The sequence below is a fragment of the Microbacterium esteraromaticum genome (assembly GCF_017303215.1).
Taxonomy (GTDB): domain Bacteria; phylum Actinomycetota; class Actinomycetes; order Actinomycetales; family Microbacteriaceae; genus Microbacterium; species Microbacterium esteraromaticum_C.
In genome coordinates, this window is record NZ_JAEMWU010000001.1 from 2,083,595 (window position 1) to 2,096,494 (window position 12,900).

Here is a 12,900-nt window from a genome sequence, read left to right on the forward strand (position 1 = left end):
CCAGTCTATCGCGGGACGACGAAGGGCTCGGATGCCGAAGCATCCGAGCCCTCGTCGTGGACGCTGGATCAGACCAGCGAACGCAGCACGTACTGCAGGATTCCGCCGTTGCGGTAGTAGTCGGCCTCACCGGGGGTGTCGATGCGAACGACCGCATCGAACTCGACCGGCTGCTTGCCCTCGGGCGAGAACTCGCTCGGAACGGCCGTGACCTTGACGGTCTTCGGAGTCCTGCCCTCGTTGAGCTCGGTCAGACCGCTGATCGAGATGATCTCGGTGCCGTCCAGGCCCAGCGACTCCCACGACTCACCGGCGGGGAACTGCAGCGGGACGACGCCCATGCCGATCAGGTTCGAGCGGTGGATGCGCTCGAAGCTCTCGGTGATGACGGCCTTGACGCCCAGCAGCGTGGTGCCCTTGGCGGCCCAGTCACGCGACGAGCCCGAGCCGTACTCCTTGCCGCCGAACACGACGAGCGGGGTGCCCTGCGCCTGGTAGTTCATGCTGGCGTCGTAGATGTACGCCTGCGGGCCACCGGCCTGGGTGAAGTCGCGCGTGAAGCCACCTTCGATCTGCTGGCCGTCGTTGACCGCCTTGACCATGGCGTTCTTCAGGCGGATGTTCGCGAACGTACCGCGGATCATCACCTCGTGGTTTCCGCGACGCGAACCGAAGGAGTTGAAGTCCTTGCGGTCGACGCCGTGCTCGGTGAGGTACTGCGCAGCCGGCGTTCCCGGCTTGATCGCACCGGCGGGCGAGATGTGGTCGGTCGTGACCGAGTCGCCCAGCGTCGCCATCACGCGTGCGCCATCGATGTCGGTGACCGGGGTCAGCTCCATCGTCATGCCATCGAAGTACGGCGCCTTGCGCACGTAGGTCGAGTCGGCGTCCCACTCGAAGACCGGCCCGGTCGGGGTGGGCAGGCTCGTCCAGCGCTCGTCGCCGTCGAAGACGGTGGCGTACTGCTTGATGAACTGGTCGCGCGAGATCGACGAGTCGATGATCTCCTGCACCTCTTCGGGCGCGGGCCAGATGTCCTTGAGGAAGACGTCGTTGCCGTCGGCGTCCTGGCCGAGGGCGTCGTTGTCGAAGTCGAAGTGCATAGAGCCGGCCAGCGCGTAGGCCACAACGAGCGGCGGCGAGGCCAGGTAGTTCATCTTCACGTCGGGGCTGATTCGACCCTCGAAGTTGCGGTTACCCGAGAGCACGGCGGTGACGGCGAGGTCGTGGTCGTTGATCGCGGCCGAGACCTCATCGATCAGCGGACCGGAGTTTCCGATGCAGATCGTGCAGCCGTAGCCCACCGTGTAGAAGCCGAGGCCCTCGAGGTCCTTGTTCAGGCCCGACTTCTCGTAGTAGTCGGTGACGACCTTCGAGCCGGGGCCGAGCGTGGTCTTGACCCAGGGCTTCTGCTTGAGGCCCTTCTGCAGCGCCTTGCGGGCGATCAGACCCGCGGCGATCATCACCGAGGGGTTCGACGTGTTGGTGCACGAGGTGATCGCGGCCAGGGTGACGGCACCGTTGTCGAGGATGTACTGCTCACCGGCAGGCGTCGTGACCGGCACGGGCTTCGACGCGTGCGCGGGTGCACCGCTGTTGATGTGCACCGGACGCGTGGTGGGCTCCTCTTCGCCGGGGACCTGACCCGGGTCGGATGCCGGGAACGAGTGCTTCGACTCGAGGTCGACGATGTCCTCGCTGGTCGACGGCGTGGCGTAGTTCAGGATGTCCTTCTCGAACTGCTCCTTCGCCTCGGACAGCAGAATGCGGTCCTGCGGGCGCTTGGGGCCGGCGATCGAGGGCACCACGGTGCTGAGGTCGAGCTCCATGTACTCGCTGTAGACCGGCTCGTTCGCCGCGTCGTGCCAGAGGCCCTGCTCCTTGGCGTAGGTCTCGACGAGCGCGACGGCCTCGTCGGTACGACCGGTCAGGCGCAGGTAGTCGAGCGTGACGTCGTCGATCGGGAAGATGGCCGCCGTCGAGCCGAACTCGGGCGACATGTTTCCGATCGTGGCACGGTTGGCCAGCGGAACGGAGGCCACACCGGCGCCGTAGAACTCGACGAACTTGCCGACCACGCCGTGCTGGCGCAGCATGTCGGTGATCGTGAGGACGACATCGGTGGCGGTGACGCCCGCGGGGATCTCGCCCGTGAGCTTGAAGCCGACCACGCGCGGGATGAGCATCGACACGGGCTGGCCGAGCATGGCCGCCTCTGCCTCGATGCCGCCGACGCCCCAACCGAGCACGCCGAGGCCGTTGACCATGGTGGTGTGCGAGTCGGTGCCGACGCAGGTGTCGGGGTAGGCCTGCAGAACGCCACCGTTGGTGCGGTCGTAGATGACCTTGGCGAGGTGCTCGATGTTGACCTGGTGGACGATGCCGGTGCCCGGGGGCACGACCTTGAAGTCCTGGAAGGCCGTCTGGCCCCAGCGCAGGAACTGGTAGCGCTCACCGTTGCGCTCGTACTCGATCTCAACGTTGCGCTCGAGGGCGTTCTCGCTGCCGAAGAGGTCGGCGATGACCGAGTGGTCGATGACCATCTCGGCGGGCGAGAGCGGGTTGATCTTGTTGGCGTCGCCACCCAGGGCGGTGACGGCCTCACGCATGGTGGCGAGGTCGACGATGCAGGGCACACCGGTGAAGTCCTGCATGACCACGCGGGCCGGCGAGAACTGGATCTCGGTGTTCGGCTCAGCGGCGGCGTCCCACGACCCGAGCGCCTCGATCTGCGCCTTGGTGACGTTCGCGCCGTCCTCGGTGCGCAGCAGGTTCTCGAGCAGAACCTTCAGGCTGAACGGAAGTCTCTCGTGACCGGCGACCGTGTCGACGCGGAAGATCTCGTAGTCGGTGCTGCCGACCGTCAGGGTGCTCTTGGCACCGAAGCTGTTCACCGTGGACACGAATACGTCTCCTTCTGAATCTGATGGAAGCGACAGGCGGTTCCATCTTGCTCGCCAAGGACGCGCCGCGGCTAGCAAGGTGTGCCTTACCAGTGTGCGCCGCAGGAGCCCTCGCCGAAAGCCCGAAATTTATCTTGATGTCAAGATAAATCTATCAGACCATGAGCCCGATAGCCGCTAGCCGCGATCGACGTAGAGCCGGCGTGTCACCAGCCACGTCGTCGCAAGCAGCGCGGCGAACAGCGGCAGTCCCATGATGAGCTTCACGGTGCCGAGTGTCGCCACGTCTCCTTCGAAATAGAACGGCAACTGAAATCCGAGACGCAACAGGAAAAGCCCCGCCCACGCCGCGGAGAGCCACGCGAAGGTGCGGCGCTTGCGGGCGTCCTGTCGCCAGGCCACACCCTCGCCGACGAGGAAACCGACGATGATTCCGATGATCGGCCAGCGCACGAGCGCAGACACCAGGAACGCCAGACCGTACACGATGTTGGTGATGAACCCGATGACGAACTGGTCTTCGGCCCGACCGGTGAACAGCGGGAGCCCGGCGGCGATCACTGCGGCGATCAGCCCCGAGAAGGCGGCCACCGGCGGTGACTTCATCGCGAGGCGCACGATAGCGAAGACCGCCGCGATACCCACCGAGAGTCCGAGTGCCAGCAGCAGCTGCTGAGTCGTGGTGTAGGTCACGACGAAGATCAGCAGAGGCAGCACCGATTCCATGACGCCGCGCCAGCCGCCGATGACCTGCCAGACCATGTGGCCGGTGGTCTGCTCGGTATCCGGGTCGATGCCCGCGCGGCGCGCGGCCGAGCCCAGCGCCGTGCCGATCATCTCGGCCGCGGACGGCTCGGGGGGCGTCAAGCCGGCGGCCGCCTCTTCGGCGTCTCGGCTCGATGCCGGCGGATCGCTCGAATCGCGCCCCGGATCGGTCACGCGGCGCCCGGCGTCGACGGCATCTTCAGCGGGATGAGATCACGCGGCGGCATCGGCGAGCCACCGCGCACCACGACGATGGATCGGAAGAGGTCCTCGGCCTGCTCGGCGGCCGCGGGGTCGGATGCCGCGTCCCCACCGATCACGCCGCGCAGGAACCACCGCGGTCCGTCGACGCCCACAAAGCGCGCCAGACGCATACCGGTCCCCTCGGCCGCCGTCGCCGGAACCTCGGCGAGCAGTTCTTTGCCCAGCGGCCCCTCGCGCTCCTCGACGCGCCCACCCTGGTTGCGGATCTGGTCGCGCAGCTGCACGCGGGTCTCATCCCACAGTCCGCGGGTGCGCGGTGCGGCGAAGGGCTGCACCTGCAACGTGGATCCGGCGTAGTCCAGCCCGACGGCCACGATGCGCTTGCTCTGCTCCTCGACCTCGAGACGCAGGTTCAGTCCCTCACGCGGAAGCACCTTGATGCCGCCGAGGTCGATGTACGGGCGTACGGGGTTCGCCTCGGAGTCGTCAAAAGGACCCGCCTCGGCACGATCGGCCGGCGCGGACTTCAGCGTGGGTTCGATCTCTTCAGTCATTCGCTCTTTCCCTGGGTATAGCCGGTGGATCCGAAACCTCCGTCGCCGCGGACGCTGTCCGGCAGGGCTTCGACGGGTTCGAACCGTGCCTGGACGACAGGCATGATGATCAGCTGTGCGATCCGATCACCGACGGCCACATCGTACGCCTGCTTGCTGTCGGTATTCAGCAGGGTCACCTTAATCTCGCCGCGGTATCCGGCATCAACGGTGCCCGGAGTGTTGACCACCGTGATGCCGTGCTTCACCGCAAGTCCGCTGCGCGGCACGACGAAGGCCGCGTAGCCTTCGGGCAGGGCGATGCGGACGCCAGTGGGCACCAGCGCCCGCTCCCCCGGTTCGAGCCGCACGGCCTCGGTCGAGACGAGATCGGCGCCAGCATCCCCCGGATGGGCGTAAGCCGGGACGTTCGCGGCGATAATGGGAACAGCAACGGAATGAGTCACCCCATGAGGCTAATGCAGAACACCGAACGTGCCACGAGCGAGACCTACCGCGAACGGCTGACGCCGAGCCTGTGGATGCTGGTGACGATCGCCCTGGCCGGCCCCATGGTGTCACTGGTGTTCGTGCCGGTCGGCGCAGAGTTCGCACTCCTGCTGGGTGCCGCGGTCTCGCTGGTCCTGGTCTCACTGAGCATCATGCTGTCGCCGAAGCTGCGGGTGGTCGGCACTGTTCTGCACGCCGGGCGGGCACACATCGACGCCCGTTGGTTGGGCGAGCCCGAGGAGTTCGTCGGCGATGACGCGCGCGATCGTCGCACCCGTGACATCGCTCGCGACGGCTGGCACCTGTTGCGTGGCGGCATCGATGGCGTCATCGTGGTGCCGGTGACCGACCCGGCCGACCCGATGCGCAGCTGGACTCTCTCGACGCGCACTCCCGACCGCCTCGCGGCGGCGATCCGCGACGCGCGCGCCGCAGCCTGAGCCCGGCGGTCTCGGCAGCTGTCGGGCCGCAGACCCCGGGAAACAGAACGCGCCCCTGGGCCAGTCAGGCCGGGGCGCGGTCGGTCGAAGGAAAAGTGCCTCAGGCGGCGCATTCCTTGCAGATGGGACCTTCCGGGCCCTCGTGGTCGAGCTGCGAGCGGTGCTTCACGAGGAAGCAGCTCATGCAGGTGAACTCGTCCTGCTGGGCCGGGAGCACGACGACGTCGAGCTCCACATCTGAAAGGTCCGCACCGGGGAGCTCGAACCCCGTGGGGTTGTCCGAGTCCTCGACATCGCCAGCGCCGGGCTGGGTGTTCGGCACACGCTCCTTGAGTGCTTCGATCGACTCGGAGTCGTCTTCGCTCTTTCGGGGTGCGTCGTAGTCGGTTGCCATGCGGTGGGTCTCCACTTCCGTGGTACAAGAGGGGTGGGTTGGGAGGTGCCGTTTCGGGTGTACGGCGGCCATAGTTTGCACGAATGCGGAGCGTTTCGCAAATGCTCGTGCACTCTCCCGGGCAAACTCGCGGCGCGCCCGCGCTATTCCCGGGTGCGCACAGGCACGCATGACACGATGAACCCCTACCCACCAGAGGGGCATTGGCATGGAAAACGTCACCATCGTCGGAACAGAAGCAGGGGTCCTCGTCCTTGCTACTGAGTCCGGACAGCGCTTCGCGCTGCCCATCGACGACGTGCTGCATCGTGAAGTACGTCGCGCCACCCGCCAGGCCGAGCCCACGGCCGCGCGTCTCGCGGCGAGTCCGCGCGATATCCAGGCGCATATCCGCGCCGGCCTGTCCGCCGCAGAGGTCGCGGCGCTGCTCGGCGTCAGCGAATCGGATGTGGCCCGCTTCGAGGGCCCCGTGCTCGCCGAGCGCGAGCACATCGTCGGCCAGGCACTCGCCGTGCCCGTGCTCATCGGCAGCGATGTCGAGCCCGACGCCCAGCCGACGTTCGGCACCGCCGTGCGCGACAAGCTCGCCGACCTCGCTGCGACCGACGAGCGCTGGGTGAGCTGGAAGGACGAGTCCGGCTGGACCGTCAAACTCGAGTTCACCGCGAACGAGGTCGCGCACGACGCCCGCTGGGCGTTCGACCCGCGCCGCAGCACATTGTCGCCCTCGAACGCCGAAGCCGTGCAGCTGTCTCGACAGGGATCACTTCCGGACGGTCTGATCCCGCGCCTGCGCGCGGTCGATGACGAGCGCGTCTCGCCGTACAAGGACGACAGCCGATTCGACTCCGGCGCATTCGGTCCACGCCTGCTGCCGAAGCCCGACGAGCACACCGACGACGCTTCGGTCGAGGCGGAGCACTCCAGGGCCGCTGCCCAGGCGGCCGCTGCCCGACGTGCCCCCGAGGATCATCAGCCCAGCGCCGAGACCGCAGATCTGCTCGAGGCGCTTCGGCGCCGCCGTGGCCAGCGCGAGTCCGCGCCGCTGCTCGACGACCATGACGGCGATGAAGCCGCGCCGATTGCGCTGTTCGACAGCGCCGACAACGAGCCGGAACCGGCTGATGAGACTCCCACCGAGCAGCCCTCGACGTCGGGAAAGCCGGCGCCCCGTGGTGACAGCGGTGATGCCGGTGGCGGTCGACGCAAGCGTCGAAACGCGATGCCGAGCTGGGATGAGATCGTCTTCGGCGCACGCACCGACGACTAGAACGCCGCGCCCGCCAGGGTGCGAATCAGCTCGCGAACGCGCCGAGCCGAATCGACGGCACACGCCACTCCTCCGGCGTGAGTGCACCGTGCTGTCCGATCATGCCTCGACCGCGCTGGTCCTCGGCATCGGCGTCGTACAGCGCGTAGTTCGCGCGTGCGATCGCCAGCAGGTCGCCGATGCGTGCACGCGCAGCATCCGTCACGCGGGGTCCGAACAACCCCGCATCGATCGCCTCCGCCCTGCTGACGACGTCGGCAAGGCCCTCCAGGTCGCGTCGCCAGCGTGCGAGAATGGCGGCCTGGTCGGCATCCGGTTCGGTGTACACGTGCAGCATGCGCGGCTCACCCCCGATGTGACGGATGCCATCGCGCCAGCCCCCCGCGGCATCGAGCAGCAGGTGCCGATGTGCGGGCACATCGACCATGCCGTGGTCGGCGGTCACCAGCACGCCAACACCGTCCGGCACGCGCTGTGAGAGAGCGGCGTCGACGTCTTCGAGCGCGGCCACCCACTCGGCAGAGTCGATGCCGTACTTGTGCCCGGCCTTGTCGACATCGGGCAGATAGCAGTAGACGAACGCGCCGTCGTGCGTGTCAGCCAGCTCGAACGCCTGCGCGACACGATCGGCCGCCGCACCAGCGGGCACGAAACGTCCGCCACGCAACGTGGCGCGCGAGAACCCGCTGTGCATGTGACCGGCGAGCCCCACGGCGAATGCCGCATGCCCGGCCGCAGAAGCGCGCTCGAACACCGTCGGCGCACTCTGCCAGGTCAGCGGATCGATACCCGCCGCCTCCCACTCGGTCAGTTGGTTGACGAGCACGTCACTGTCGGGATGCCGCACGCGGTAACCAACCACGCCGTGCTCGCCGGGAGCCACCCCGGTGAGCAGACTGGTCAGCGCCGCTGCGGTGGTGGTGGGAAAGACCGCGCCGCCGACGCTCTTCTTCGTCATTGCCGCGCTGAGCGTGCGCGCGTGCCCGGCGTGGGCCCGCAGCGAGATCGCCCCGAGGCCATCGACGACGACGAGCACAGCCGAGCGCACCGGCCGCAGCGCGTCACCCTCTCCGCGCAATGCGGCGAGGAGGCCCGGCGCCACCCCGGTGATGCTTCGCGGTGTTTCCAGGGCGGACGGTAGCATGAGAGACATCCGGGCCAGTCTTTCACAGGCCTCCCGACGCGCGCCGCCGCAATGGCCGCGAGCCCCGCCCCGAGCGACCAGCAGGAACCCCATGCCGAAGACCCCGCCGTCCGAGCCCGTCCAGGAGCGCATCCAGGACATCGATCTGTCACAGGAGATGCAGGGCTCGTTCCTCGAATACGCCTACTCGGTCATCTACTCCCGCGCGCTTCCCGACGCACGAGATGGCCTGAAGCCCGTGCAGCGGCGCATCCTGTACCAGATGGCCGAGATGGGGCTGCGCCCCGAGCGCGGGCATGTCAAGAGCGCCCGCGTCGTCGGCGAGGTGATGGGAAAGCTGCACCCGCACGGCGACTCGGCGATCTACGACGCACTGGTCCGCCTCGCGCAGTCCTTCGCGCTGCGCGTGCCGCTCGTCGACGGGCACGGCAACTTCGGTTCGCTGGATGACGGTCCGGCGGCATCCCGATACACCGAAGCCCGTCTGGCAGCATCCGCTCTCGCGATGACCGAGAGCCTCGACGAGGACGTCGTCGACTTCGTGCCCAACTACGACGGGCAATTCCAGCAGCCGGCCGTGCTCTCGGCCGCCTTCCCGAACCTGCTCGTGAACGGTGCCAGCGGCATCGCCGTCGGCATGGCCACGAACATGGCGCCGCACAACCTCATCGAGGTCGTCGCAGCGGCCACCCATCTGCTCGAGAACCCGGACGCCACCACGGCCGACCTCATGGAGTTCGTGCCGGGACCGGACTTCCCGTCGGGCGGCATCCTGATGGGGCTCGACGGCGTCAAAGACGCGTACGAGAACGGACGCGGTGCGTTCAAGCTGCGGGCGAAGACGTCGATCGAATCCCTCGGACCGCGCCGCACCGGCATCGTCGTCACCGAGCTGCCCTACCAGGTGGGTCCGGAGCGGGTGATCGAGAAGCTCAAGGATGCCGTCAACGCGAAGAAGCTCCAGGGCATCAGCGACGTGCAGGACCTCACCGACCGCAAGCACGGCCTGCGCCTGGTGATCACCATCAAGACGGGCTTCGATCCGGCCGCGGTCCTGGAGCAGCTCTTCCGCTTCACACCGCTCGAGGACTCGTTCTCGATCAACAACGTCGCCCTGGTCGAGGGGCAGCCGCGCACGCTCGGACTCAAGGAGCTGCTGCGCGTCTACCTGCAGCACCGCATCGAGGTCGTCACCCGGCGCAGCCGCTATCGTCTCGCCCGGCGCAACGAGCGCCTGCATCTGGTGCGTGGCCTGCTGCTGGCGATCCTCGACATCGACGAGGTCATCCAGGTGATCCGCTCGTCCGAGGACTCCGAGACAGCGCGCGCCCGCCTGCAGCAGGTGTTCGAGCTCGACGAGGTGCAGGCCGAGTACATCCTCGAGCTGCGCCTGCGTCGCCTGACCAAGTTCTCGCGGCTCGAACTCGAGGCGGAGCGCGACAAGCTGCTTGCCGAGATCGCCGAGCTGGAGACCCTGCTCGCCGACCCGGCGCTGGTCCGCGCACAGGTCGCGCACGAGCTGGATGCCGTCGCCGAGACTTTCGGCACCCCTCGCCGCACTCTGCTGCTGAACGCCGCCCCGCCGAAGGCGCGCTCGAGCAAGTCCGCCATCGAGCTACAGTTCGCCGACGCGCCCACCACCGTGCTGCTGTCCGCCACGGGACGCGCGGTGCGCGTCGACCTCGAGCCGGGCGCCGTGATCACGACACCCGCGCGCCGCAGCAAGCACGACGCGATCATCGCCCGGGTCGAGACGACGACACGCAGCGAGATCGGCGCGGTGATGAGCACCGGGCGCGTCGTACGGTTCACTCCGGTGGACATCCCCGCTGTGCCGGCCACGTCGGTGGGGCTCGGCGCAGGCGTGCGCATCTCGGACTACCTCGGGCTCACCGACCGCACCGAGCGCGTGCTCGCGCTCATCCGCTTCGATGATGACACCCCCGTGGCGCTCGGCACTAAGGACGGCGTGGTCAAGCGCTTCGTCCCGTCTGCGCTGCCGGTGCGCCCCGAGCTGGAGGTCATCGGCCTCAAGCCGAACGACACGGTCGTCGGCGCTGCCCCGGCATCCGACGACGCCGAGGTCGTGTTCGTCACATCCGATGCGCAGTTGCTGCACTTCTCAGCCGCGAACGTGCGCCCGCAGGGCGCCGCGGCCGGCGGAATGGCCGGTGTCAAGCTCGGTGCCGGCGCCGAAGTGCTCTCGTTCGGCGTCGTCTCCTCGCCCGACGAAGCGGTCGTCGTCACCGTGTCGGGCGCCGAGGGCACCCTCGCCGGTGCGGATGCCGGGCGTGCGAAGGTCTCGGCGTTCGCGGAGTTCCCCGCCAAGGGTCGCGCGACCGGTGGTGTGCGCGCACACGCCTTCTTGAAGGGTGAAGATCGTCTGCGGCTGGCCTGGGTGGGCGTCGAGCCCCGTGCGATCGGGGCGGACGGCGCCGTGCGCCAGCTGCCCGCGTCGGGTGCGAAGCGCGACGGATCCGGACAGCCGTTGGATGCTGTCGTCAGCGCCGTGGGAACCGCGATCGGCTGACCCGCCACCTCGCGTCGCGCGGGATGTGGCGCCGGTACACACCGGCGCCACCGGTCACGCGTCGATGGCTTCCCGGCTGAGACGGTCGCTGGAGCTCATGATGAACTCGCGTCGCGGAGCCACTTCACTGCCCATGAGCAGTTCGAAGGTACGCACCGCGGCGTCCGCGGACTCGGCGTCCTCGATGGTGACGCGGCGCAACAGGCGCCCTTCGCGGTCCATCGTGGTGTTGGCCAGCTGGTCAGCGTCCATCTCACCCAGACCCTTGTAGCGCTGGATCGGGTCCTGCCAGCGCTTGCCCGCCTTGCGGAGCTTGGTCAGCAGCGTTTGCAGCTCGGCCTCGGAGTACGTGTAGATCGTCTCGTTCGGCTTCGAGCCGGGGTTCATCACGATCACTCGGTGCAGCGGCGGCACGGCCGAGTAGACGCGGCCGGCCTCGACCAGCGGACGCATGTAGCGGAAGAAGAGCGTCAGCAGGAGCGTACGGATGTGCGCGCCGTCGACATCGGCGTCGCTCATCAGGATGATCTTGCCGTAGCGGGCCCCGGAGATGTCGAACGAGCGTCCCGAACCTGCACCGATCGTGGTGATGATCGCCGCGCACTCGGCGTTGCTCAGCATGTCGCTGACCGAGGCCTTCTGGACGTTGAGGATCTTGCCCCGGATCGGTAGCAGCGCCTGGAACTCGCTGTTTCGGGCGTGACGCGCGGTGCCGAGCGCCGAATCACCCTCGACGATGAACAGCTCGCTGTGGGCGACATCGTTGGAGCGGCAGTCGACCAGCTTGGCTGGTAGCGACGACGACTCCAGCGCCGTCTTGCGCCGCTGGGTCTCTTTGTGCGCGCGCGCCGAGACGCGTGCCTTCATCTCGGAGACGATCTTGTCGAGCAGCATCGACGCCTGGTTCTTGTCGTCGCGCTTGGTCGATGTGAAGCGCTGCGCGAGCTCTGTGCGCACCACCTTCGCGACGATCGCGCGCACCGCCGGGGTTCCGAGCACCTCTTTCGTCTGGCCCTCGAACTGCGGTTCGGGCACAGTGACCGTCAGCACGGCCGTGAGGCCCGCCAGCACGTCGTCCTTCTCGAGCTTGTCGTTGCCCGCCTTGAGTCGTCGTGCGTTCTGCTCGACCTGGGCGCGCAGCGTCTTCAGCAGCTCCTGCTCGAAGCCCTGCTGATGCGTGCCGCCCTTGGGCGTGGCGATGATGTTCACGAATGAGCGGACGGTGGTCTCGTAGCCGGTGCCCCAGCGCAGCGCGATGTCGACCTGGCACTCGCGATCGACCTCGGTCGCCTTCATGTGCCCATCGGCCTGAAGCACGGGCACCGTCTCGGTGAAAGTGCCGCTGCCCTGAATGCGCCACGTGTCGGTGACGGGGGCGTCGGATGCCAGGTAGTCGACGAACTCCGAGATGCCGCCCTCGTAGAGGTACGACGTCTCGACCGGCCCTGCGTCGACCTCAGCGCCGTCAGCAGCCTGCCCGCTCGGACGCGCCGTGGGGCGTTCGTCGCGCACGACGATCTCCAGCCCCGGCACGAGGAACGCCGTCTGACGCGCTCGAGTCTCGAGGTCACCCAGCTGGAAGGTGGCGTCCTTGGTGAAGATCTGCCGATCGGCCCAGTAGCGCACCCGCGTGCCGGTGACGCCGCGCGGCGCCTTGCCGATGACGCGCAGTTCGCTGCGCTCCTCGAACGGCGTGAACGGGGCATCGGGGCGCGGCTCGCCGTCGTCGGCGAACACCCCGGGCTCGCCGCGGTGGAACGACATCGCGTAGGTCTTGCCACCCCGGTCGACCTCGACGTCGAGCCGCTCCGAGAGCGCGTTGACCACCGAGGCGCCGACACCGTGCAGACCTCCTGAGGCGGCATATGAACCACCGCCGAACTTTCCACCGGCGTGCAGCTTCGTGTAGACCACCTCGACGCCGGTCAGTCCCGTGCGCGGCTCGATGTCGGTCGGCACGCCACGTCCGCGGTCGCGCACCTCGACGCTGCCGTCATCGTGCAGCACCACGTCGATGCGCGCACCGTTGCCGGCGACGGCCTCGTCGACGGAGTTGTCGATGATCTCCCACAGGCAGTGCATCAAGCCGGGCGAACCGTTCGACCCGATGTACATTCCGGGACGCTTGCGGACGGCCTCGAGCCCCTCGAGTACCTGAAGATGGTGGGCGGAATACTCGGCGGTCACAATGTTCAATTGTATTTCGC

10 protein-coding genes are annotated in these 12,900 nt (G+C 67.9%); 3 read left to right on the plus strand and 7 right to left on the minus strand.

The features are described from left to right. Window positions 1-68: 68 nt before the first annotated feature. From acnA to dut, 4 genes are all read right to left on the minus strand, one after another. A complete protein-coding gene (gene acnA, locus JF543_RS09620) occupies window positions 69-2,903 on the minus strand; it encodes an aconitate hydratase AcnA (RefSeq protein ID WP_206820481.1) in 2,835 nt (944 codons plus the stop codon). Between the two features lie 177 nt (window positions 2,904-3,080). Continuing rightward, complete coding sequence (locus tag JF543_RS09625; RefSeq protein ID WP_374222177.1) at window positions 3,081-3,842, minus strand: DUF3159 domain-containing protein; 762 nt, start codon at window positions 3,840-3,842, stop codon at window positions 3,081-3,083. Next, complete coding sequence (locus JF543_RS09630) at window positions 3,839-4,426, minus strand: DUF3710 domain-containing protein (protein ID WP_179410746.1); 588 nt, start codon at window positions 4,424-4,426, stop codon at window positions 3,839-3,841. The genes JF543_RS09625 and JF543_RS09630 overlap by 4 nt, the downstream gene beginning before the upstream one ends. Then, window positions 4,423-4,872, minus strand: a complete 450-nt coding sequence (dut, locus tag JF543_RS09635) for a dUTP diphosphatase (RefSeq protein ID WP_179410745.1) — start codon at window positions 4,870-4,872, stop codon at window positions 4,423-4,425. The genes JF543_RS09630 and dut overlap by 4 nt, the downstream gene beginning before the upstream one ends. A gap of 3 nt (window positions 4,873-4,875) precedes the next feature. Here dut and JF543_RS09640 point away from each other — a divergent pair, with 3 nt between their 5' ends. Continuing rightward, window positions 4,876-5,355 carry a DUF3093 family protein gene (locus tag JF543_RS09640; protein WP_242519429.1) on the plus strand — a complete coding sequence of 160 codons (480 nt, stop codon included), beginning with the start codon at window positions 4,876-4,878 and terminating at the stop codon, window positions 5,353-5,355. A gap of 100 nt (window positions 5,356-5,455) precedes the next feature. Here the strand turns inward: JF543_RS09640 and JF543_RS09645 are convergent, their stop codons facing one another. Continuing rightward, window positions 5,456-5,749 (minus strand): DUF4193 domain-containing protein, encoded by a 294-nt coding sequence (locus JF543_RS09645; RefSeq protein WP_179410744.1) that lies wholly within the window; start codon window positions 5,747-5,749, stop codon window positions 5,456-5,458. A gap of 208 nt (window positions 5,750-5,957) precedes the next feature. Here JF543_RS09645 and sepH point away from each other — a divergent pair, with 208 nt between their 5' ends. Further along, a complete protein-coding gene (sepH, locus tag JF543_RS09650; protein ID WP_206823888.1) occupies window positions 5,958-7,019 on the plus strand; it encodes a septation protein SepH in 1,062 nt (353 codons plus the stop codon). A 25-nt stretch (window positions 7,020-7,044) separates the two neighbouring features. Here sepH and JF543_RS09655 read toward each other — a convergent pair whose 3' ends face one another. Next, on the minus strand, window positions 7,045-8,172 hold the full coding sequence (locus tag JF543_RS09655; RefSeq protein ID WP_242519430.1) for an alkaline phosphatase family protein: 1,128 nt from the start codon (window positions 8,170-8,172) through the stop codon (window positions 7,045-7,047). 82 nt (window positions 8,173-8,254) lie between these two features. Here JF543_RS09655 and JF543_RS09660 point away from each other — a divergent pair, with 82 nt between their 5' ends. Next, a complete protein-coding gene (locus JF543_RS09660; RefSeq protein WP_206823889.1) occupies window positions 8,255-10,693 on the plus strand; it encodes a DNA gyrase/topoisomerase IV subunit A in 2,439 nt (812 codons plus the stop codon). 54 nt (window positions 10,694-10,747) lie between these two features. Here JF543_RS09660 and JF543_RS09665 read toward each other — a convergent pair whose 3' ends face one another. Then, window positions 10,748-12,880, minus strand: a complete 2,133-nt coding sequence (locus tag JF543_RS09665; protein WP_206820476.1) for a DNA gyrase subunit B — start codon at window positions 12,878-12,880, stop codon at window positions 10,748-10,750. Between the last annotated feature and the right edge of the window lie 20 nt (window positions 12,881-12,900).

Bases quoted from the DNA above. Each gene is read 5' to 3' on its own strand.
- JF543_RS09640 (WP_242519429.1), top strand. From the start codon at position 4,876: ATGAGGCTAATGCAGAACACCGAACGTGCCACGAGCGAGACCTACCGC.
- JF543_RS09655 (WP_242519430.1), bottom strand. From the start codon at position 8,172: ATGTCTCTCATGCTACCGTCCGCCCTGGAAACACCGCGAAGCATCACC.
- JF543_RS09660 (WP_206823889.1), top strand. From the start codon at position 8,255: ATGCCGAAGACCCCGCCGTCCGAGCCCGTCCAGGAGCGCATCCAGGAC.
- sepH (WP_206823888.1), top strand. From the start codon at position 5,958: ATGGAAAACGTCACCATCGTCGGAACAGAAGCAGGGGTCCTCGTCCTT.
- JF543_RS09630 (WP_179410746.1), bottom strand. From the start codon at position 4,426: ATGACTGAAGAGATCGAACCCACGCTGAAGTCCGCGCCGGCCGATCGT.
- JF543_RS09645 (WP_179410744.1), bottom strand. From the start codon at position 5,749: ATGGCAACCGACTACGACGCACCCCGAAAGAGCGAAGACGACTCCGAG.